At 69.4% G+C, this 20,224-nt stretch carries 22 protein-coding genes and 1 pseudogene; 17 read left to right on the top strand and 6 right to left on the bottom strand.

The genetic code is table 11. The features are described 5' to 3' along the window. Positions 1-107: 107 nt before the first annotated feature. From N4G66_RS01720 to ygfZ, 3 genes are all read left to right on the top strand, one after another. Positions 108-683, top strand: a complete 576-nt coding sequence (locus N4G66_RS01720) for an FABP family protein (protein ID WP_261702077.1) — start codon at positions 108-110, stop codon at positions 681-683. 130 nt (positions 684-813) lie between these two features. After that, entirely contained in the window at positions 814-1,239 is a 426-nt protein-coding gene (locus N4G66_RS01715) for a Fur family transcriptional regulator (RefSeq protein WP_261702076.1), read from the top strand. A 138-nt stretch (positions 1,240-1,377) separates the two neighbouring features. Further along, a complete protein-coding gene (gene ygfZ / locus N4G66_RS01710) occupies positions 1,378-2,343 on the top strand; it encodes a CAF17-like 4Fe-4S cluster assembly/insertion protein YgfZ (protein ID WP_261702075.1) in 966 nt (321 codons plus the stop codon). A 75-nt stretch (positions 2,344-2,418) separates the two neighbouring features. Here ygfZ and dtd read toward each other — a convergent pair whose 3' ends face one another. Continuing rightward, complete coding sequence (dtd, locus tag N4G66_RS01705; RefSeq protein ID WP_261702074.1) at positions 2,419-2,844, bottom strand: D-aminoacyl-tRNA deacylase; 426 nt, start codon at positions 2,842-2,844, stop codon at positions 2,419-2,421. A 191-nt stretch (positions 2,845-3,035) separates the two neighbouring features. On the opposite strand from dtd, the gene N4G66_RS01700 reads away from it, so the two are divergent. Then, on the top strand, positions 3,036-3,692 hold the full coding sequence (locus N4G66_RS01700; RefSeq protein ID WP_261702073.1) for an RsiG family protein: 657 nt from the start codon (positions 3,036-3,038) through the stop codon (positions 3,690-3,692). Positions 3,693-3,958: 266 nt separating this feature from the next. On the opposite strand, the gene N4G66_RS01695 is transcribed toward N4G66_RS01700, so the two are convergent. Continuing rightward, the gene (locus N4G66_RS01695; RefSeq protein ID WP_261702072.1) at positions 3,959-4,093 is read right to left on the bottom strand and encodes a hypothetical protein; all 135 of its coding nucleotides are present in this window, start codon (positions 4,091-4,093) and stop codon (positions 3,959-3,961) included. Positions 4,094-4,181: 88 nt separating this feature from the next. Here N4G66_RS01695 and N4G66_RS01690 point away from each other — a divergent pair, with 88 nt between their 5' ends. Both N4G66_RS01690 and N4G66_RS01685 read left to right on the top strand, forming a co-directional pair. Then, positions 4,182-5,120, top strand: a complete 939-nt coding sequence (locus N4G66_RS01690; protein WP_261702071.1) for an asparaginase — start codon at positions 4,182-4,184, stop codon at positions 5,118-5,120. A gap of 554 nt (positions 5,121-5,674) precedes the next feature. Further along, positions 5,675-6,952, top strand: coding sequence for a GNAT family N-acetyltransferase (locus tag N4G66_RS01685; RefSeq protein ID WP_261702070.1), 1,278 nt, complete (start codon positions 5,675-5,677; stop codon positions 6,950-6,952). A gap of 182 nt (positions 6,953-7,134) precedes the next feature. On the opposite strand, the gene N4G66_RS01680 is transcribed toward N4G66_RS01685, so the two are convergent. Further along, positions 7,135-7,320, bottom strand: a complete 186-nt coding sequence (locus N4G66_RS01680) for a hypothetical protein (RefSeq protein ID WP_261702069.1) — start codon at positions 7,318-7,320, stop codon at positions 7,135-7,137. A 216-nt stretch (positions 7,321-7,536) separates the two neighbouring features. Between N4G66_RS01680 and N4G66_RS01675 the strand changes: the two genes are divergently transcribed. Beyond that, positions 7,537-8,445, top strand: coding sequence for a GntR family transcriptional regulator (locus tag N4G66_RS01675; RefSeq protein WP_261702146.1), 909 nt, complete (start codon positions 7,537-7,539; stop codon positions 8,443-8,445). On the opposite strand, the gene N4G66_RS01670 is transcribed toward N4G66_RS01675, so the two are convergent. Next, positions 8,435-8,629: a hypothetical protein gene (locus N4G66_RS01670; RefSeq protein WP_261702068.1), complete on the bottom strand. Its 195-nt coding sequence runs from the start codon at positions 8,627-8,629 to the stop codon at positions 8,435-8,437. The genes N4G66_RS01675 and N4G66_RS01670 overlap by 11 nt on opposite strands. Positions 8,630-8,818: 189 nt before the next feature. On the opposite strand from N4G66_RS01670, the gene N4G66_RS01665 reads away from it, so the two are divergent. The 3 genes from N4G66_RS01665 to N4G66_RS01655 all read left to right on the top strand — a co-directional run bounded on the left by N4G66_RS01665 (position 8,819) and on the right by N4G66_RS01655 (position 11,534). Further along, positions 8,819-9,703, top strand: coding sequence for a GntR family transcriptional regulator (locus N4G66_RS01665; protein WP_261702067.1), 885 nt, complete (start codon positions 8,819-8,821; stop codon positions 9,701-9,703). Further along, positions 9,703-10,440, top strand: a complete 738-nt coding sequence (locus N4G66_RS01660) for an HAD family hydrolase (RefSeq protein ID WP_261702066.1) — start codon at positions 9,703-9,705, stop codon at positions 10,438-10,440. Before N4G66_RS01665 ends, N4G66_RS01660 begins: the two co-directional genes overlap by 1 nt. A 212-nt stretch (positions 10,441-10,652) precedes the next feature. Further along, positions 10,653-11,534: a GntR family transcriptional regulator gene (locus N4G66_RS01655; RefSeq protein WP_261702065.1), complete on the top strand. Its 882-nt coding sequence runs from the start codon at positions 10,653-10,655 to the stop codon at positions 11,532-11,534. Between the two features lie 109 nt (positions 11,535-11,643). On the opposite strand, the gene N4G66_RS01650 is transcribed toward N4G66_RS01655, so the two are convergent. Further along, on the bottom strand, positions 11,644-11,835 hold the full coding sequence (locus tag N4G66_RS01650; RefSeq protein WP_261702064.1) for a hypothetical protein: 192 nt from the start codon (positions 11,833-11,835) through the stop codon (positions 11,644-11,646). A gap of 196 nt (positions 11,836-12,031) precedes the next feature. Between N4G66_RS01650 and N4G66_RS01645 the strand changes: the two genes are divergently transcribed. The 7 genes and pseudogenes from N4G66_RS01645 (at position 12,032) to N4G66_RS01620 (ending at position 19,323) form a co-directional block, all read left to right on the top strand. Next, a complete protein-coding gene (locus tag N4G66_RS01645) occupies positions 12,032-12,922 on the top strand; it encodes a GntR family transcriptional regulator (protein ID WP_261702063.1) in 891 nt (296 codons plus the stop codon). A 66-nt stretch (positions 12,923-12,988) separates the two neighbouring features. Further along, positions 12,989-14,404: an aminoglycoside phosphotransferase family protein gene (locus N4G66_RS01640; protein WP_261702062.1), complete on the top strand. Its 1,416-nt coding sequence runs from the start codon at positions 12,989-12,991 to the stop codon at positions 14,402-14,404. Continuing rightward, the gene (locus tag N4G66_RS01635; protein WP_261702145.1) at positions 14,320-15,066 is read left to right on the top strand and encodes an HAD family hydrolase; all 747 of its coding nucleotides are present in this window, start codon (positions 14,320-14,322) and stop codon (positions 15,064-15,066) included. Before N4G66_RS01640 ends, N4G66_RS01635 begins: the two co-directional genes overlap by 85 nt. Before the next feature lie 252 nt (positions 15,067-15,318). Next, positions 15,319-15,966, top strand: a pseudogene (locus tag N4G66_RS45605) (phosphotransferase); the annotation flags it as partial. 77 nt (positions 15,967-16,043) lie between these two features. After that, the gene (locus N4G66_RS45600) at positions 16,044-16,352 is read left to right on the top strand and encodes a hypothetical protein (protein ID WP_315903601.1); all 309 of its coding nucleotides are present in this window, start codon (positions 16,044-16,046) and stop codon (positions 16,350-16,352) included. Between the two features lie 123 nt (positions 16,353-16,475). Continuing rightward, positions 16,476-17,105 carry a TetR/AcrR family transcriptional regulator gene (locus N4G66_RS01625; RefSeq protein WP_261702061.1) on the top strand — a complete coding sequence of 210 codons (630 nt, stop codon included), beginning with the start codon at positions 16,476-16,478 and terminating at the stop codon, positions 17,103-17,105. Between the two features lie 61 nt (positions 17,106-17,166). Next, positions 17,167-19,323: a HelD family protein gene (locus tag N4G66_RS01620; RefSeq protein WP_261702060.1), complete on the top strand. Its 2,157-nt coding sequence runs from the start codon at positions 17,167-17,169 to the stop codon at positions 19,321-19,323. 171 nt (positions 19,324-19,494) lie between these two features. Here N4G66_RS01620 and N4G66_RS01615 read toward each other — a convergent pair whose 3' ends face one another. After that, the gene (locus tag N4G66_RS01615) at positions 19,495-20,166 is read right to left on the bottom strand and encodes an SDR family oxidoreductase (protein ID WP_261702059.1); all 672 of its coding nucleotides are present in this window, start codon (positions 20,164-20,166) and stop codon (positions 19,495-19,497) included. Positions 20,167-20,224 lie beyond the last annotated feature (58 nt).

Raw genomic sequence — 20,224 nt, 5'->3', positions numbered from 1 at the left:
AACCCTGCTGGCCTTGGTCTGCGTCGGCGTGCTCGCCTTCGCCGGACTGACCGTGAAGAAGCTGTACCAGGGCCAGCGCTGACCCCCATCAAGGAACTGCTCAGCTCATGATCGAGATCCCGTCGGACCTCCACAAGGACCTGGTCCCCCTTGTCTTCCTGCTCGGCAACTGGGCCGGAGTCGGTGTGTACGACTTCCCCGGCTCCGAGAAGTGCAACTTCGGGCAGGAGGTCAGCTTCACGCACGACGGGCGGGACTTCCTGGAGTACCGCTCGCACAGCTGGGTGCTCGACGCGGACGGCGAGAAGCTCCGGCCGCTGGAGTCGGAGGCCGGTTTCTGGCGCGTCGACGCCGACCGCAAGGTCGAGGTCGTGATGACCCGCGACGACGGCGTCGTCGAGATCTGGTACGGCGAGCTGGCCGACAAGAAGCCGCAGATCGACCTGGTCACCGACGCCGTGGCCCGTACGGCCGCGTCCGGTCCCTACAGCGGTGGCAAGCGCCTCTACGGCTATGTGAACAGCGACCTCATGTGGGTCGGCGAGAAGCAGACCCCCGAGGTCGAGCTGCGCCCCTACATGTCCGGGCACCTGAAGAAGGTCGTCACCCCGGAGGACGTCGAGCGCTGGGCCAAGGACCTGCCCGACGACATGCCGGACGACGGGATCGCCTTCTTCAAGTAGACCGCCGTGCTGTTCGCGGGCTGCCGCGCGGTTCGTGAGCCGCCGTGCCCGTTCGTGAGGCCGTGCCGTTCGTGAGCCGCCGTGCAGTTCATCAGGTCGGCTCGGAGGGGAATGGTCCTAGACTTCCAGTGTGGTGAGCATCGACTGGAAGAGCGACCTCAGGCAGCGCGGCTACCGGCTGACGCCGCAGCGCCAGCTTGTCCTCGAAGCAGTGGACACCCTGGAGCACGCGACCCCCGACGACATCCTCGTGGAAGTGAGGAAGACGGCGTCGGGGGTCAACATTTCCACCGTCTACCGGACCCTGGAGCTCCTGGAGGAGCTCGGGCTGGTCAGCCATGCCCATCTGGGGCACGGCGCACCGACGTACCACCTGGCCGACCGGCACCATCACATCCACCTCGTCTGCCGCGACTGCACGAACGTCATCGAGGCCGATGTCTCCGTCGCCGCCGAGTTCACCGCGAAGCTCCGGGACACCTTCGGCTTCGAGACGGACATGAAGCACTTCGCCATCTTCGGACGCTGCAAGGACTGCCAGGCCCGGCAGAAGTGATCTCGGAATGACCCTGGATGAACACCGATGGTCATCCAGCTGGTCGTCCAGGTAGTCGTCCGGGGTCACCTGCGGCGATCATGTTGTCGTCGGCGCAGAAATAAAATCGGCGACCGCGCGGTCGTAGTGTGTATGTCCATGAAGAGCTCCCTCCTGTCCCTGCCCGGTGCCGTTCCCGCCGAGGGCGTGGACGAAGGCGTCGCCGCCCACTACGGCGACCTGTTCCGTGAGCAGCGCGCCCTTGCCGACGGCATCGGCTTCGTGGACCTCTCGCACCGCGGAGTCGTCACCGTCACCGGCGACGACCGGCTGACCTGGCTGCACCTGCTGCTCACCCAGCACGTCACCGACCTGCCGGCAGGCCGCGCCACCGAGGCGCTGATCCTCTCCGCGAACGGCCACATCGAGCACGCGCTGTACCTCGTGGACGACGGCACGACGGTGTGGATGCACACTGAACCCGACACCCAGGACGCGCTGATCGCCTACCTGGAGTCGATGAAGTTCTTCTACCGTGTCGAAGTCGCCGACCGCACCGCCGACTTCGCGGTCGTCGAGCTCCCGGCCGGTTCGATCGCCGAGGTCCCCGAGGGAGTCGTCGTCCGCGAGACGCCGTACGGCCGTGATCTCTTCCTCCCGCGCGCGGACCTGGAGTCGTACGCCGAGAAGGCGGGCCCCGCGGCCGGACTGCTCGCCCACGAGGCCCTGCGCGTCGAGCAGCACCGGCCCCGCCTCGGTTTCGAGACCGACCACCGCACCATCCCGCACGAGCTGGGCTGGATCGGTACCGCGGTGCACCTCCAGAAGGGCTGCTACCGAGGCCAGGAGACGGTCGCCCGCGTGCAGAACCTGGGCAAGCCCCCGCGCCGCCTGGTCTTCCTCCACCTCGACGGCAGCGAGGTCCTTCTGCCTCCGCACGGCACCGAGCTGCGCCTCGCGGACGAGGCCCCCGACGGCCGCAAGATCGGCTTCATCACCACATCCGTACGCCACTACGAACTGGGCCCGATCGCCCTGGCACTCGTGAAGCGCAACGTGCCGCTGGACGCCCCGTTGATGGCGGACACGACGGCTGCGGCGCAGGAGGTCGTGGTCGAGCCGTAGGGCTCAGGTCTGCCGGAGGGCTCGCGTTCTCCAGGAGGGCTCACACTTCGGGAGTGCTCGCACCTTCAGGAGGGCTCACATCTCCAGGAGGACGGTGAACGGGCCGTCGTTCGTCAGGGAGACGCGCATCCGGGCGCCGAAACGGCCCGTGGCCACCGTGGCGCCCAGAGCGCGGAGTTGGGCGACGACCTCGTCGACGAGCGGCTCGGCCACATCGCCAGGGGCGGCGGCGTTCCAGGTGGGGCGGCGGCCCTTGCGGGCGTCGCCGTACAGCGTGAACTGGCTGATGACGAGCAGGGGCGCGTCGATGTCGGAGCAGGACCGCTCGTCGGCCAGCATCCGAACGGACCAGAGTTTGCGCGCGAGTTGGGCCGCCTTCTCCTTGGTGTCCTCATGGGTGACCCCGACGAGGACGCACAGTCCCTCGCCGCTGATCTCGCCGACCGTCTCGCCGTCCACGACGACGCTCGCGCCGTCCACCCTCTGCACCACCGCACGCATGCGGACCATGATGCCGTGTCACGGCGCCGCCGCGCGCTGAGGGCCCTTCGCGTGATTTCCAGGGTAACCAACCCGCCATCTGGGGCTGATCGGGTCACTCGGTCACATAGCGACCATCGGGGGTGGCACCATGCGGGGTGTTGCGGTGCACCCGTTGGGTGGACCGCTGTTCGAGGGGACGGTAGAGGCACATGAGCACATCGAGGACCGGGCAGCAGCCCGGCGCCGTGTCATTGACCCGCACGAGCGCACGGGCGGAAGGGTTGACGGCCCGGCCGCCGGTGCAGCGCACCGACAGCGGTCCGTCGGCGGCCGATCCGGCCCGGCCCGGCGTCGCCGTGCTCCGGCTGCCCGAACTGCGGACGCTGCGCCGGGACGCCCAGCGGGACGAGGCCGACCTCAGCTATGTCCGGCGGCTGCTCCAGGGGCGTATCGACATCCTGCGCGCGGAGCTCGCGCGCCGCGGGGAGCGCCGGCTGCCCGGCGCGGCCTCCGGGCACCGGTCGAACGTGGACCGGGGGAGGCCGTCCGTCGTCGAGCGGCTCTCGGAGATCCTGACGGACGCGCCGGCCCGGTACCGCTCCTCGGCCCGTCACGTGACGGTGGGCACGCCGCACGGCGAGCAGTACCGGGCGCTGGCCGCCGACATGCTCGCCGAGGTGGAGCTGTCGGACCTGGACGCCCGGACGGACGAAGAGCTGGTCGCGGGGCTCGGCCGCCTCGTCCGCTATGAGCAGCAGGTCTCCCGGCAGCGCCAGCAGCTTCAGCGCACGGCCGACGATTGCAGCGCCGAGATCGCCCGCAGGTACCGTGAAGGCGAAGCACAAGTAGACGACCTGCTCATGTGACGTGGCGGCCCCGGCGATCCCGGGGCCGAGGGGTGCGCCGGAATCCAGGGGCGCGTTTCCGCTCCGCGCAGGCGGGGGCGCGGTCCGGGACACGACCCGGCCGATGCCTTCCGAGCGGGTCCCCGTTCCGGAAGGCCACCGCCGATGTCCGTAGCTCCCAGCACGCCCGAAGGCTCGCCCGTACCCGACGCCACACCGGATATACCGGGTGCAACCGGTATATCCAGCACCTCCGGCAACCCCGACAGCCCCGGCACCTCCGGTACTCACGCCGCGTCCAGTACCTCCGGCAGTCCCGCCGCCTCCGGTACTCCCGCGGCCTCCGGTACTCCCGGCGCCTCCGGTACCTCCGGCAGTCCCGCCACCCCCGGTACTCCCGCCACCCCCGGTATCTCCGGCAACCCGGCCACCTTCAGTACCCCCAGCGCAGCCGGTGCGTCCGGCACGACTCGTACGTCCGGCGTCGCTCCTGTTCCCGGTGCACCCGGCGTGCACCCGGTCCTCGCCGAGGTCGTGCGTTCCGGCTTCACCGAGGGGCACCACCGCGGCAGCCTGGTGCTGCTGGCCGCGGACGGGACGGTCGAGCTGGCGCTCGGCGAGGTGACGGCGCCGGTCTTCCCCCGCTCGTCGAACAAGCCCATGCAGGCCGCGGGGGTCCTGCGCGCGGGCCTGGACCTGGCCGGGGAGCGCCTCGCCCTCGCCGCCGCGAGCCACTCCGGCGAGATCTTCCACCGCGATCTGGTCCAGAAGATGCTCGTCGAGCACGGACTGACCGCGGGGCAGCTCCAGTGCCCGGCGGACCTGCCGCTGGACCCCGTCGAGGCCGAGACCTACCTCGCCTCCGGTGCCGTTCGCGACCGGATCACCATGAACTGCTCCGGCAAGCACACGGCGATGCTCGCGGTGTGCGCACAGCGCGGCTGGCCCACCGAGTCGTACCTCGATCCCGGGCACCCCCTTCAGCAGCTGATCCACTCCGTGGTCGAGGAGAACGCCGGGGAGACCGTCGCCGCGGTCGGCACGGACGGCTGTGGGGCGCCCCTGATGGCCATCACCCTCACGGGTCTCGCCCGTGCCTTCCGCTCCTTCGTTCTCGCGACCCCCGGTTCCGCCGAGCGCCGCGTCGCCGACGCCATGCGCACCCACCCCGAGTACGTCGCCGGCACCCGGCGCCCCGACACCTGGCTGATGCGCGAGATCCCGGGCGCCCTCTCCAAGATGGGCGCCGAAGCCGTTCAGGCGGTCGCGCTGCCCGACGGCCGCGCCCTCGCCTTCAAGATCGACGACGGCGGGGGCCGGGCGCTGGGCCCCGTCCTGGCCCGCGCGCTGGGCCTGCTGGGCGTGGACGCGCCGGCGGTCACGCGGATCGGTGCCGCACCCCTGCTGGGCGGTGGCCGCGAGGTGGGGGAGATCCGCGCGGCTTTCTGAGAAGAGGACGTGACGGGCCGGGGACACGCCCTGCCGACGGCGCGGTGCGCCTTGCCGGGACACAGGGGACTACGCACCCTGTGTCCTGCCAGGGCACAGGGAACTACGCACCCACCCCGACCCCGGCCCGCACAAGCCGCACCCGCCCGAACGAACCGTCCCGGACGGGCCTGCACCCGTCCCGGACGGTCCTGTACCCGTCCTGAACCGTGCCCCGCACCCGTCCGGGACGGTCCCGCACCCGCCCCGCCCGGGCCTGCACCCGCCCTGAAGGGGACCGCGCCCGCCCCGCAGTCGGCTCGCCCGGGCCTGCACCCGTCCCACAGCCCCGCAGTGGGCCTCCGTCGGATTGCACCGCGCCGCACCGGCCGGCACCGCGCCGCACCGGCCGCACCGCCCGCCCCGGGTGCTCCCGGGTGCCGAGCGTTCCGGGTGGTGCCCCGGGTGCCGAGGATTCCGGGTGGTGTCCCGGGTGAGGAGGGGGCGGGGACGGCCGGGGGAGAGCGCGCGGAAATCCGGGCGACACTCCGTCGAGGTCCGCCTAGCGTGGCCACATGACCCCGCACGACACCATCGATGCCATCGGCTCCATCGACGTACGACCGATCACCGCCTCGGACATCCCGGACTGGCTGCGCGCGCTGAACACGGGGTTCCTGCGGCCGCCGGCCGTCTCGGAGCAGGAGGCCGAGGCGCGGGCGCCGGTGCTCATCCCGCCGAGGACACTGGGCGCGTTCGACGGCTCCCGCTGTGTCGCGACGTTCAGGTCGTTCCCGCAGGAGCTCACCGCGGTCGGCGGCGCCGTCGTCCCCGCGGACGCCATCTCCAACGTGACCGTCTCGCCCACGCACCGCCGCCGGGGCCTCCTCACCAGCATGATGAAGGCCGACCTGGCGGAGGCGAGGAAGCGGGGCGATGTCGTCGCGACGCTCATCGCCGCCGAGTACCCGATCTACGGCCGCTACGGCTTCGGCCCCGTCACCACCACCGCCGAGTGGACCGTCGACGTACCGCGCACCGGCCTGGATCCTCGCTGGGCGGGCCCGGCCGACGGCGGCCGCATCGACCTCGTGGACGCCGAGGACGTCCGCAAGGCGGGCCCCGAACTGCACGAACGGTTCCGGCGCGGCCGGCCCGGCGCGGTGAGCCGCGACGAACGCTGGTGGCAGGTGGACACCGGCCTGCTGCACCTCGGCGACGACCCCTGGAAGGAACCGTTCTACGCCGCGTACCGCTCGGCGTCCGGCGAGATCGAGGGACTGGTCTCCTACACGTCGGACGACAACTGGGGCGACGCCAACCAGCCCCAGAACACGGCGGAGGTGAACTGGCTGCTCGCGGTGACACCGGCGGCCGAGCGTGCCCTGTGGCAGTACCTCTGCTCGATCGACTGGATCACCCGGGTCAAGACCGGCCGGCGCGCCCCCGACGACCTGCTGCCGCACTTCCTGCCGGACCCGCGCGCCGCCCGGATCACCACGCAGTCGGACTGGCTCTGGGTGCGGATCCTGGATGTCGTACGGGCTCTGGAGGCGCGGACGTACGGGACTGCCGGGACGCTCGTGCTGGACGTGACGGACGAGAGCGGGCCGGACGGCGGCCGATATCGGCTCCAGGCCGCGTCGGACGGTACGGCGACCTGCGCACCGACCACCGAGGATGCCCACCTGTCCCTCTCCATCGCCGACTTGGCGACGCTGTGGCTCGGGGACGAGTCCGCGGTGCGACTGGTGGCGCTGGGCCGGGTCCGGGAACGGCAAGAGGGCGCTGCCTCCGTGGCCGACGCCCTGCTGCGGACGTCCAGGCGACCGTGGTGCCCGGACATCTTCTGAACTGCTGCTGCCAGTTGGTGAGGTTCTCCTTCCACACGTGTGCCGATGCCGACTGCTGATCCGTAGCGATTCAGTTGTGGTTGTGGTGGTGCGGGTTGGTGCGGTGGTGCGGACTGACCGAGCTCCCGGCTCCCCTCCGGAGGGGAGCACGGTCAGCCGGACTGGCGGACGGTGGCGTCCGGTCAGCCGGACTGGGCGAGCAGCATCACGAGGATCACGGCCCCGATGCCGCTGACGGTGGTGTTCCGGGCCTTGAGCCCGACGGTGAGCGCGACGAAGGCGAGGATGCCCATCGGCCCGTACTCCCACTGGATGAGATTCTCGAATCCGATGGCCAGGGCGGCGACGGCGAGGGCGACGAGCGGCATGACGGTCCCTCCTTGGGGACGGGGAGGCGGACCCCCGCTGAGGACCGTCCGCCCCGACCACCCGGCGTCCAGGCGGAACTTCGGCGGCCAACCCTCCAGAAGTTTGACCATGTTGAGCAAGTTGGCGACCAACTCACTCTTGGTTATCTCCATGTTGGGACGACTCATAACCACCCATCGGGCAACTGCCGCAAGATGGCGGGAAGTTGTAGTGTTCTGGTTGTGGAGCCGGAGCAGGCCGTCGTCAACGGACGGAACAGGTCACCACGGCCGCCAAAGTCGCACCGAGAGGTGGCCGACGAGCTGCGCAGCCGGATCAGGTCCGGTCAGCTGCGGGCCGGCCAGCGCATGCCGACCCAGGCCAGACTGGCCGACGAGTTCGGCGTCGAACGCGGCACGGTGCGCCAGGCGCTGCGCATCCTTCAGTCGGAGCACCTGCTCGTCAACGTGTCCAAGGGGAGCCCGGCGACGGTCGCGGACCATCCCGAGCGGGCTCTGACCGGGCCGCAGGACAAGCCGCAGTCCACCGTGGTGGCGCTCGCCCCGCGGATCAGGGCGGCCTTCGAGGTCCCGCACGTGGAGATCGACGCGCTGTGTCTGACCGCCGTGTCGCTCACCCTCGCCATGGGCGAGCCGTTGCGCGAGATTCACGCGGGACGCATAAAACCGGCCAAGGTCGACGTCCGGGTGCTGCTTCCCAGCCGGGACATCGACCTCGCGTTCCCCGCGCCGGTCGATGACATGACGGACGACCGTCCGCGGCGCCGCTGGCTGGCCCAGCGCAACGCCCAGGTGCAGGTGCTGCGGCACAACCTGATGGCGCTGCGCGCCACGCACGCCATCGACGTGCGGGTCTCCTTCCGCGCGCTGCCCTTCACCCCGCCCGTGAAGCTGTACCTGCTCAACGAGGCCGAAGCGCTCTTCGCGTACTACACGCTCGCGCGGCGGGGCGAGGAGATCGACCACGAACACCTGGAGATGTACGACGCCGAAGGCACGCAGTCGATGCTGTTCCCCTTCGGTCAGGGGGCGGGACTGCGGGACACCACGTTCGTGGAACAGACCCACCTCTGGTTCAACGCGCTGTGGGAGACGATCAGTTCGGAACTGCTGATCACGAACTGACGGCCGGCCCCGCCATCAGCAGGGCCAGGACGACGGCCCCGATGGTGCTGCACGTGGGGTTCTTCGCCTTGATCCCGATGGTGAGCAGCAGCAGTCCGACGATGCCCGTCGGCCCGTACCGCCACTGGACGAGTTGCTCGAAGCCGACGACGAAGACGGCGGAGAGGAGGGCGATGGCGGGCATGGTGGTTCCTCCTGTTTCTCTTCGGTGACCTGCTCGGGGTGCTCGGTGCCACGGATGGGCGAGGGGGAGACGAAACTTCCGCCATCTTGGCCAAGTTGGCAACCAACTCTGGTTAGGTTGTCCCCACTTGGCAAGTATCGATAAACAACTTTCGAGTAACTCCCCAAAGATGGGGGAGAGTTGTACCGTTTGGTCGTGACTCGGGAGAACGTTGTGGTGAGTGGCAGCAGCAGAAGGCTTTCGTCCCAGGAGATCGCCGATGTCCTGCGGGAGCGCATCCGCGCCGGTGAGCTGAAGGCCGGCGACCGTCTGCCCACCCAGGCGGAACTGGCCGACGAGTTCGGCGTCGAGCGCGGCACCGTCCGGCTGGCCCTGCGCGAGCTCCAGGAAGGCGGCCTGCTCAGCAACGTCAGCAAGGGCAGTCCGCCGCGGATCGCGGAAGTCACTCCCACCCGGAACGGACCCCAGCCGACCATGGTGGGCCTCCCCCCGCGTATCACCGAGGCGTTCTCCGTCCCCCATGTGCGGATCGACGCGGCCTGCCTCACCGCGGAGACGCTGACGCTGGCGCTCGGCGAGCCGGTCCGCCAGATCCACGACGGCAGGATCCGCCCGGAGCGCATCGACGTGCGGATCCTGCTGCCCAGCCGGGAGATCAACCTGGCGTTCCCCATCTCCGTCGCGGGCCGTGGCGACGACGACCCGGTCCACAAACGCTGGCTGCAGCAGCGCAACGCCCAGGGGCATGTCCTGCGCCACAACCTCCAGTCCCTGCGCTCCTCCCACGGCATCGACGTCCACGTGACCTTCCGGGCACTCCCGTTCACGCCACCGGTGAAGCTCTACCTGCTCAACCAGTCGGAGGCGCTGCTGGCGTACTACATGATCGCCAGGCGTGAGGAGGCGACCGCGGACGACGGAGTCCTGGACATGTTCGACACCCTCGGCTCCGCGTCTCTGCTCTTCTCCTTCGAGAAGCGGGCGGGCGGCCGGGACGCCGCGTTCGTGGACGAATCCCAGAAGTGGTTCAACGCCCTCTGGGAAACCATCACCACGGACCTCAGACTCTCGTAGTGACTTCCGATACGACGCAGACTGATGCGGTGGCGACACAGACGGAGAACCTGCGGGACACGATCGCTGGCGCGCGCTTCGTGCTCTTCGACTTCGACGGGCCGGTCTGCCGACTGTACGCGGGGCACGCTGCCGAGAAGGTGGCCAGGGATCTGGTCGCGTGGCTCGAACAGCAGGGGATGCGCAGGCTGTTGACCCCGGAGGAACGTGAGCACGCCGATCCGTTGGAAGTCCTGCACGCGGTCAACCGGCGGGGTCCGCGCAGCGACCTGGCGGCCGAGCTGGAGGAACGATTCACCCAGCAGGAGCTCAAGGCGGTGGCCAAGGCCTGGCCCACCGAGTACGCCGACGCGGTGATACGGACCTGGAGGGCCGTCGGCGCCCGGCTGGCGATCGTCACCAACAACTCGCCTCGCACGGCTTCCCATTACCTGGAGGGCCGCGGTCTGGCCGAATGCTTCGCGCCCCACGTCTACGGCCGTACCCAGAACCTCGCCCACCTCAAGCCGGATCCGGACTGCCTCAACCGGGCCCTGAACGCACTCGGCGCGGATCCGTCGAAGGCGCTCATGATCGGTGACGCCCCCTCGGATCTGCACGCCGCCCGGCGCGCCGGGGTTCCGTTCCTCGGCTACGCGCGTCACCCCGACAAGGAGAAACTGCTCCGGGATGCCGGAGCCGAGCACGTGGTGGCGTCACTGAAGACGGTGCTGCAAGCCCTGCAGGGTCAGCTCTGATGATGCGAGATGACCAGCAGAGCCAGAGCACGGGGCCGATGCGGCTGCACGGCGGGTTGGGTTTGTCGTGATCCGCTTGCTGTCACGGAGGATCGGGAGAGAGGGAAACTTCCTCCGCATTGGCCGAGTTGGCTGCCAACCCTGACTATCTTTTCCCTGGTTGGTGAATAACTTTCGAGTAACTCCTCGTAAACAGGGGAGAGTTGTACCGTTTGGTTGTGACTCGGGAGAACGTTGTGGTGAGTGGCAGCAGCAGAAGGCTTTCGTCCCAGGAGATCGCCGATGTCCTGCGGGAGCGCATCCGCGCCGGTGAGCTGAAGGCCGGCGACCGTCTGCCCACCCAGGCGGAACTGGCCGACGAGTTCGGCGTCGAGCGCGGCACGGTCCGGCTGGCCCTGCGCGAGCTCCAGGAAGGCGGCCTGCTCAGCAACGTCAGCAAGGGCAGTCCGCCGCGGATCGCGGAAGTCACTCCCACCCGGAACGGACCCCAGCCGACCATGGTGGGCCTGTCCCCGCGTATCACCGAGGCGTTCTCCGTCCCCCATGTGCGGATCGACGTGGTCTGTCTCACCGCGGAGACGCTGACGCTGGCGCTCGACGGGCCGGTCCGTCAGATCCACGACGGCAGGATCCGTCCGGAGCGCATCGACGTGCGGATCCTGCTGCCCAGCCGGGAGATCAACCTGGCGTTCCCCGTCTCCGTCGACGACCAGGGCGACGACGCGGTCCACAAACGCTGGCTGATGCAGCGCAACGCCCAGGGGTATGTGCTGCGCCACAACCTCCAGTCCCTGCGCTCCTCCCACGGCATCGATGTCCATGTGACCTTCCGGGCCCTGCCCTTCACCCCGCCGGTGAAGCTGTACCTGCTCAACGGGTCGGCGGCGCTGCTGGCGTACTACACGATCACCAGGCGGGAAGAGGAGATCTCGGACGGCGAGAAGCTGGACATGTACGACGCCCTCGGCTCCGCGTCTCTGCTCTTCTCCTTCGAGAAGCGGGCGGGCGGCCGGGACGCCGCGTTCGTGGACGAGTCCCAGAAGTGGTTCGACGCCCTCTGGGAAACCATCACCACGGACCTCAAGCTGTCCTAGCGGCGCCCGGGGGTACCGTGCCCGCCGCACACGGTGGCTCGTGCGGTCGAACGAGGGTGGTCGCACTCGGTGGAGGGTGTCCTGCGGATCCCGCCGGACACCCATGACCTCACGTATGAGATCCCTGCATCATCAGCAGGCACAGCAGTCCGATGGCAACCAATATGCAGGTTGAGTTGCGCACCTTCAGGCCAATTGCCAGCAGGCAGACGGCCACTGCGCCGAGTGGCCCGAAGTCCTTGTCCATCAGATAGTTCGCCCAGAGGGCCAGCAAGTTCAACAGGATCTCGACCGCGACCATGCCCCCACCCCGTCTTGTGTCGTACCGGCGTCAACCGCTCAATCGTCGACCGTTGGCGACTTGATCCGTCCAATTGGACTGGTTGACTTAGATTGGCTTTTCCCTGCCTGGCTGATCGACTAACAAGTAGCCCAATCGGTGGGCTTATTTGGCTAGAAGTGGTGTGTTGACCGTGGGATGGCGGTAGGTTCGGCATGTGGTCAACTCGCGTGGTGCAGGGGACGAAGACAGCGGACGCAGGGCGTTTCTGAGAGTCGAGAACGCCCTGCACAACTTGCTGACCAACGGGACCTACCGGCCGGGCGACATACTCCCCACGCAGCGGGAGCTGGCCGCCGAGTACGGCGTCTCCCGTGACACCGTGCAGAAGGTCCTCGCGCGGATGAGGGAGGACGGCTTCATAAGTTCCCGTCAGGGCAGCGGCAGCACGGTGCTGCGGGTGCCGGGTGGTGCGGCGTCGATTCCGCGCCAGGACCAACGGGGACGGGTGACCCTTGACACGGCGATCCGCAGGGCCTTCGAGGAGCCTCAGGTCTCGCTAGACGCCTACAACCTCACTTCGGAGACGCTGGGCGGCCACATCCGCGTACAGGTCGAGCGGATCGTCGCGGGGGAGATCGCCCCACGCGAGGTGAGGATGCGGATCCTGCTCCCGTCGACGGACAAGCCGCTCGCCTATCCCCGGGCCGTGGACCCCGCCGACGTCAGGGTCTGGGAGCGCTTCCGGGGAATCGCCCAGCAGCGCGAGGAGGCGTTGCGGGACATGGTGGTTCAGCTCCGGTCCAAAGTGGAGGAGCTGAAGCTGTCCGTCGATGTCCGTCTGGACATCCGCAGGACGGCGGCCACCCCCCAGTTCAAGCTGTACGTGTTCAACGACTCCGAGATGTTGCACGGCTTCTACGAACTGGTCCCGAAGTCCATCGATGTCGGTGACGGCGTGATGGTTCCGGCGCTGGACGTCCTCGGGCTGGGGCTGTCCCTCCATCACTACCGGCGGGAGGAGGGCGAGTCGCGGGATTCCAGCTTCTTCGCCAGTGCCAAGGGCTGGTTCGACTCGAACTGGGACATGCTCGGCGATGATGAGTGAGGGGTCGGGTGTCCAGATGGTGACATGTCGGCACCCGGGTCCGGGGAAGCGCTAACCTGCCCCGCCATGGCGCATCAACTGCCTCGCAGGGCACATCGGGTAGCGGTCCACGTCCTCGCACGGCTCCGGCTCCGCAAACTCGCCGGGGACGCGGTCGTGGGTCACCACAACAGCAATCACATCCTGCCCCTGGGGCAGCCTCTGGCCGTCCTGCTCGGGGTGGGTTCGGGCAAGATCCTCGCCAAGTTCCGTACCCCGAAGGTGACGATCGAGGTCGTTCCCAGGCTGTGGACGAGGGAATCGGACGTGTTGCGTGCCGTGCGGACTCAGCTCCCGGAAGCGCCGCGCTGCCTGCGCGACTTCGGGAGCTGGTCCTTGTACGAATACGTTCCCGGGCGGGTGCTGTCCGACGCGATTCCGCGGGGCACCATCGGCCGGGACAGGCTGGAGGCACTGGCCGGTTTCTTCGCGGCTCTGGCCGGTGTCCCCGTGCGCGAGCTCCCGGTGCTGCCCGTCCACTGGCCCGTCGACGGTGACAGCACGGGTTTCCTGAACTGGCTGATCGATTTCACCGAGAACCGGGTGCACCAGTGCAACCGGCCGCGCTTCGGGGCGTTGTTCGACGAGGTGGGCATTCCGCGTGACGTCATGGAGCGGTTCCGGCGCACGGTCCCCGTGCTGACCCGGCGGCCGTTCGCGCTGCTCCACACCGACGTTCACAGGGCCAACGTGGTGCTGTCACGTGTCTCGGGCGGTGACGGGAACCTCGTCGTCATCGACTGGGAGCTGGCCCTGTTCGGCGACCCGTTGCACGACCTGGCGACCCATCTCGTGCGGATGGACTACGACAAGGCGGAACGGGAGTCGATGATCGAGCTGTGGGCCGACGCGATGCGCCGGGCCGGGCACGGGGACGCGACGGCCGGCCTGGACGGCGAACTGGGCCGGTACGTCGCTTTCGAACACGTCCAGTCGGTGTTCGCCGACGTCATGCGGGCCGCCGTGGGCCTGCTGGAGAAGAAGCCGGAAGCCCACGACTTCAGGACGACCGCCGAAGAGGTCTGCGAGGCCGTGAGAAAGGCGCGGGAGGCGCTGGGTCTGGACGACGAGGCCCTGAACGAGGTGGTGACCGAAGGTGCGCTACGGCGTTGGTACGAGTCGGAAGGCCACTCCGTCGCGACCGGCGTGCGGACGGCAAAAGGGCATTCTGGTCCGAAACATTCGCGGGAGCGGATTCTCGCGGGTAGGAATCCTGGGAGCCGCGCGGGCGGCGGATCAGTGGGAGCAGCATGGTTGTTGAGAGGAGCGGCATGGTTGTTGTTGACGGTGGCAGTGAAGCGAGTGATGCGCGGGAGCTTCTCTGGTGCGATGAGGGCGGTCCGGCAACGCGTTGCGTTCTGTTCGACTTCGACGGTCCGGTCTGCCGGCTGTTTCCCGAGGGTTCGTCGATGCGCGTGGCCGACACAGTCCGTGGCCTGGTGACGAACCTGGGTCTCGCCGACGCGCTGACCGAGGAGGAACGCGCCGACAAGGATCCTCACGTGGTCCTGCGTGCTGTCCACCGTGTCCTGTGGGAGTCGGACCCGAAGGACCTGGGCGTGGAGGCGCCGGACCCCGCGGCTCTGGTCGGTGAACTGGACAAGTGCGTGACGCGGGGTGAGTGGGAAGCGGCGCTGACCGCGTGGCCCACACCGGACGCGGACGCGCTGATCGCGCGGCTGGCCGGAAGGAGGCTGCGGCTGGCTGTGGTCACCAACAACGCCCCGCGCGCGGCGGACCGCTATCTCCGGAACCACCATCTGCGCGGATTCTTCGAGGCCGTCCACGGCCGCAGTGCCGACCCCGATCTGATGAAGCCGCATCCCGACGTTCTGCACCGGGCGCTGGCGGGCATGGGCCTGCAGCCGGAGGACGCGGTGATGATCGGGGACACGCCGACGGACTTCGTGGCCGCGGAACGGGCGGGAGTCCGGTTCATCGGCTACGGCCGCAACCCCGAGAAGCGGGCCCGGCTGAGGGACGCGGGCGCCAAGATCGTGATCGGGTCGTACGCTCCGTTGCTCGAAGAGGCGCGAGGCGGCGGTGCCGATGGCCCGGCCGGTCGTGTCACGGGTGAGGCGAAGGGCGTCGCCACGTCGAGGTGAAGGGGCGCCGGCACGTCCGCTGACCCGTGGCGTCGAGACCGCTCGCCGGATATGGCTGCGAGAGCAGGCCGTTACCCTGCCGGACCCGGTAGGGTGGGTATTGGCCAAGGAGTCCGAATTGTGCGATGCCGGCGCCATGGTCGTGCTCGGCTCGTATGCTCGCCTCCTTGATGAGAGGGGGAGGACGCGATACCTGAATCAGCCAGCCTCGCCGTCCGGCGCGCTGTAGAAGTCTCTGGGGACGCGTCCGTAGTGGAAGGGCCTTTTCATGGCTACCACCACGAGACGTATGTCGTTCCGCTGCCGGGCTGGACGGGAGAAGCCGAACCGGTCCGCTGGAAATGCCGGGAGCCGCGTCCTGGGCTGCTGTGGTTCGACCGGCGCTGTTTCTCTTCCGAAGAGGAGCTGCTCCGCGCGTTGCAGGGGCGCATCGAGTACATCCCCGAACTGATCCAGGCGGGCTCCGTCGGTCTTCAGCGGTTCATCGAGGGCGAGACGCTGGGGACCCTGTACGGATCCGGCGGCGGGATCCCCTCGTCCCTCCTCGGTCAAATCGTTTCCCTCTTCGGGCAGTTGGCCCGTGTAAGGCCCGATTCCCTCACCGCGGAACGGACCTGCAAATCCGTGGACCGGGCGGCCGAGGGCGACACTGACGGCTTTTTGGAGCGGCTGATCCTGTTCACGGAAGAGGTGGTGTACCAGCGGAATATGCCCGACTTCAAAGGCCTGTTCTACGATCTCGGACTGGAAGGCGCCTCCTTCGGAAAGCTCCGTGAGCATGTGTCGGGACTGACCGGTCGCCCTTTCTGTCTGCTGCACGCCGATCTCCACCGTGAGAATTTCGTGGTCGACGGAGAGGAACGGCTCTGGACGATCGACTGGGAACTGGCGACGTTCGGAGACCCGCTCTACGACCTGGCCACCCACCTCTACCTGATGCGGTACCCGTGGGACCAGGAAGACCGGATGATCGAGCAGTGGCGGCCGTCGAGAGCGTCGTCCCCGGTGGTTCGGCCGGCTGGGAGGAGGACCTTCCCAAGCTCCTCGCCTTCAAGAGGGCCCAGTCCGTCTTCACCGACGTCATCCGGACGGCTCTGTTGCTGGTCGAGGAGCCGACGGTCGACGGGGGTCTCTTCGTGCACGCGGGCGGCAAGATCCAGAAGGTGCTGAGCGCCGCGACGGAACCGCTGGAGATCGAGGTGCCGACCGTGGAGGACGTCACCGCCTCGCTCGAAAAGTGGTACTACATGCGCTATGCCCCGATCGGCAGCAAGCGCCGGCCGTGACGCGCGCCGAGCGACGGCGGTGCGACAAGGCGGGACAGGCGGGCGCGGCGGGAGGGGTCGGGGGCGGCGGGCACGTGATTCCGTGCCGGGGCGGGGTCCCGGGCTGTGCGTAGGCTCGTGACCATGAGTGGCACCGGACTGCGTGAACGCAAGAAGCAACGGATGTACCAGGCCGTCTCCGACACCGCCATCGGTCTCTTCCTGGAGAAGGGGTTCGACGCCGTGTCCGTCGCCGAGGTCGCGGCCGCCGCCGAGATCTCCAAGCCGACGCTCTTCCGGTACTTCCCGGCCAAGGAGGACCTCGTCCTGCACCGGTTCGCGGACCACGAGACGGAGGCCGCGCGGGTCGTCGAGGAGGGCCGGGCGGCCGGGCGGTCCGCGATCGACGCGCTCCGCGAGCACTTCCTGGACGGGCTGCGCCGCGAGGACCCCGTCACCGGGCTCAACGAACATCCCGGCATCCTCGCCTTCCACGGGCTGCTCTACGGGACGCCGTCACTGGTGGCGCGGATGTACGGGTACCTGGAGCGGTCCGAGGCCGCGCTCGCCGAGGCCCTCTCCGAGCCGCTGGGCGCCGGGCTCGACGCGCGGCTCGCCGCGGGGCAGATCACGGCCGTGCGCCGCATCCTCGCCGAGGAGAACCTGCGGCGGATCGCTGAGGGGGAGCGGGTGAAGGACGTCCGTTCGGACGCCGTGGCGGCGGCCGAGCGGGCCTTCGCGCAGCTCGCGGCGGGGTTCCCCGGGCTCACCTGAACAAGAGCGTTACCAAGTAAAGAATGTTACTCGGTTACGTTATTCCGGTACTCTGGATGGAATGACGCCACCCGACCCCGTCCGACGGCATGCCCCGGACCTGCCGCTCGCCCGCTCCCTCTCCCGCGAACGCGCCTTTCACGACACCTGCCGCGCCGCCCTCGCCGCGATGGTCGACGGTGCCGAGGAACAGGTCGTCACCGGTGAGGACGTCTCCGCTTCCGGGGCCGACGCCGAGGTGCTCGGTTACCAGCTGCGCAGCCAGGCGAAGGAACTGCGCGAGCTGCCCCAAGGTCCCTTGTTCTTCGGGCGGTTGGACTTCCAGGGCTCGGGCACGGAGGCCGCCGACCATGCCGGGCAGAGCTATCACATCGGGCGGCTGCGGATCAGGGAACACCCCGCAGCCCCACCCCTCGTCGTCGACTGGCGCGCCCCCGTCTCGCGCGCCTTCTACCAGGCGAGCGCCCGTGACCCCCAGGGTGTCGCCGTCCGCCGCCGCTTCGGGTGGGCCCCCGGCAGCCGCGGCGACTCCACAGACCTCACGGGACTGGAGGACGAACACATCGGGGCGGAGCGCGTCGCGGCGGAGCCACCGGAGAACCGGACAGTCGGGAGCCGGGCTGCTGGGAGCGGGAGCGGGACCGTTGCGAACGGCTCCGTCGGGAGCGCGGCCGGTCACGGCAGTTCGATTCTCGCCGGGGAGATCGAGCGCCCCCGCGTCGGCCCCATGAGGGACATCGCCGCCACCATCCAGCCCGAGCAGGACGATCTCGTACGAGGTGATCTGGCGGCCTCGGTCTGTGTGCAGGGCGCCCCGGGCACCGGCAAGACGGCCGTCGGTCTGCACCGGGCCGCCTACCTCCTCTACACGCATCCGCAGCGCATCCGCCGCGGCGGCCTGCTGATCCTCGGCCCCAACCGCACGTTCCTGTCGTACATCGCGGAGGTCCTGCCCGCCCTCGGGGAGACCGGCGTACGCCAGTCGACGATCGGGGAGGAGATCGCCGGTCACCCGGTGACAGGAGAGGACGACGAACGGGCCGCCGTCGTCAAGCACGACGCCCGGATGGCCGAGGTGCTGCGCCGGGCGCTGTACGGGAACGTCGGCCTGCCGGCCGATGCCCTCGCCGTGCCGGACGGCACGTACCGCTGGCGCGTCCCCGTCGCCGTACTGCGCCGCGTCGTGGACGACGTACGCGCCGAGGAACCGCCGTACGCCGTCGGGCGGGAGCGGGTGCGGACGAGGGTCGTGCGGTATGTGCGGGAGCGGGCCGAGTGGCGGGCCGGGCCGCAGACGAACGCCTGGGCGCAGCGGATCTCGCGGGCCCGGCCGGTCGGCGAGTACGTCGACGCGGTGTGGCCCCGGGTGCGCCCCGCGGAGCTGCTCACTCGACTCCTCACCGACGCCGAGGCGTTGGAGCGGGCGGCGGACGGGATCCTCGACGCCGACGAGCAGAAGGCGGTCCTGTGGGCGAAGCCGCCGCGTTCGTGGAAGTCGGCGCGGTGGTCGGCCGCCGATCACGTCCTCCTCGACGAGATCGCCGGGCTCATCGAACACCCCGAGGGATACGGCCACTTGGTGATCGACGAGGCACAGGATCTGTCGCCGATGGAATGCCGGGCCATCGCGCGGCGGGCCTCCTTCGGATCGCTGACCGTGCTCGGGGACCTCGCGCAGGGCACGACTCCCTGGGCGGCACGGGAATGGGACGAACTCCTCGTCCATCTCGGCAAGCCGGACGCCGCAGTCGTCCCGCTGACGATCGGATTCCGGGTTCCCGAGGTCATCGTCGAACTCGCCAACCGGGTGCTGGACCGCCTCGGTGTGGGCGTACCTCCGGCTCGATCCCTGCGCAGGGACGGCGAGTTGAGGATCCGGCCGACCTCCGACCCGTCGGCCGAGACCGTCGCGGCCGTGCGGGAGGCGCTCGCGCACGAGGGGTCCATCGGAGTCATCGCCGCCGACGCGGACGTCGCCGGGGTACGGGAGGCGCTCGGCGCCGCGGGGATCAGCGCCGCCGGAGTCGATGAACTGGGCGCCCGGATCGCGGTGCTGCCCGCGAGTCTTGCCAAAGGACTGGAGTACGACCATGTCGTGGCCGTGGAACCGGCCGCGATAGCGGAGGCCGAGGCGCGCGGGCTACACCGGCTCTACGTGGTGCTGACCCGGGCGGTGTCGCGCCTGGACGTGATCCACGCGCGCCCCCTGCCCTGGTGACCGCCGCCCGGGTGACCTCTGCCTTGAGCCTCTGCCCTTGTGTCTCTGCTCCGGCGTTCCTGCCCAGGTGGCCCCTGTCTTGGTGGCCCCTGCTTTCGTGACGGCTGCCCATGCGACGGCTGCCCATGTGACCCTTGCGCTCGTGATCCCTGCGCTCGTGATCCCGCCGGTTCACCAGGGCAGGGGCCGGCCGTCGCGGAAGAAGCCGCCGGTGGGGCCGTCGTCCTCGAGGGTGGCCGCCCAGACGACGCTCGCGGCGCCCTCCTGGACGGGCCGGCCGCCGGGCCCGCCCATGTCGGTGGCGACCCAGCCCGGACAGACCGCGTTCACCAGAATCCCGTCGGACCGCAGTTCGGCGGCGAACATCCTGGTCAGGGCGTTGAGAGCGGCCTTCGACGCCGAGTACGCCGGGGTCCCGCCGCCCATGCCCGCCAGAGACGCGGCCTCGCTGGAGACATTCACGACCCGCGGGTGCCGGCTCAGGCGCAGCAGCGGGAGCAACGCCTGGGTCAGCCGCCAGGGCCCGTACAGATTGGTCTCGGCCGCCTCACGTACGACATCCAGGTCGGCGGTCGTGGCGCGCTGCCAGGTGTCGTACGTGATCGCCGCGTTGTTGATCAGTACGTCGAGGGCGTCGATGTTCCGGGCCGCCGCGGCGATGTCCGCCTCCGAGGTGACGTCGAGGCGCAGCGGGCGGACACCGGACAGTCCGATGGCCTCTGCCGCGCCGGCGGCGGCCTCGGCGGACCGGGCCGTCAGATAGACGGTGTGGCCGTCGGAGGCCAGCCGGCGAACGGTCTCACGGCCGATACCGCGGTTGGCACCGGTGACGAGCGCGATCACGGGGTCGCTCCGGCAGAGTCCAGGAGTGGGATCAACTGCTCTTCCTCATACGTCGGAC

The organism is Streptomyces rhizosphaerihabitans (genome assembly GCF_025399795.1).
In the GTDB taxonomy this organism is placed as follows: Bacteria; Actinomycetota; Actinomycetes; order Streptomycetales; family Streptomycetaceae; genus Streptomyces; species Streptomyces rhizosphaerihabitans.
The sequence above is the reverse complement of the archived record's forward strand: the minus strand, read 5'-3'. Positions and strand labels throughout refer to the sequence as shown.

What these genes read in the sequence shown, in the direction of transcription:
- N4G66_RS01720 (WP_261702077.1), top strand. Translation starts at nt 108, where the DNA reads ATGATCGAGATCCCGTCGGACCTCCACAAGGACCTGGTCCCCCTTGTC.
- ygfZ (WP_261702075.1), top strand. Translation starts at nt 1,378, where the DNA reads ATGAAGAGCTCCCTCCTGTCCCTGCCCGGTGCCGTTCCCGCCGAGGGC.
- dtd (WP_261702074.1), bottom strand. Translation starts at nt 2,844, where the DNA reads ATGCGTGCGGTGGTGCAGAGGGTGGACGGCGCGAGCGTCGTCGTGGAC.
- N4G66_RS01700 (WP_261702073.1), top strand. Translation starts at nt 3,036, where the DNA reads ATGAGCACATCGAGGACCGGGCAGCAGCCCGGCGCCGTGTCATTGACC.
- N4G66_RS01685 (WP_261702070.1), top strand. Translation starts at nt 5,675, where the DNA reads ATGACCCCGCACGACACCATCGATGCCATCGGCTCCATCGACGTACGA.
- N4G66_RS01680 (WP_261702069.1), bottom strand. Translation starts at nt 7,320, where the DNA reads ATGCCGCTCGTCGCCCTCGCCGTCGCCGCCCTGGCCATCGGATTCGAG.
- N4G66_RS01670 (WP_261702068.1), bottom strand. Translation starts at nt 8,629, where the DNA reads ATGCCCGCCATCGCCCTCCTCTCCGCCGTCTTCGTCGTCGGCTTCGAG.
- N4G66_RS01650 (WP_261702064.1), bottom strand. Translation starts at nt 11,835, where the DNA reads ATGGTCGCGGTCGAGATCCTGTTGAACTTGCTGGCCCTCTGGGCGAAC.
- N4G66_RS01640 (WP_261702062.1), top strand. Translation starts at nt 12,989, where the DNA reads ATGGCGCATCAACTGCCTCGCAGGGCACATCGGGTAGCGGTCCACGTC.
- N4G66_RS01625 (WP_261702061.1), top strand. Translation starts at nt 16,476, where the DNA reads ATGAGTGGCACCGGACTGCGTGAACGCAAGAAGCAACGGATGTACCAG.
- N4G66_RS01620 (WP_261702060.1), top strand. Translation starts at nt 17,167, where the DNA reads ATGACGCCACCCGACCCCGTCCGACGGCATGCCCCGGACCTGCCGCTC.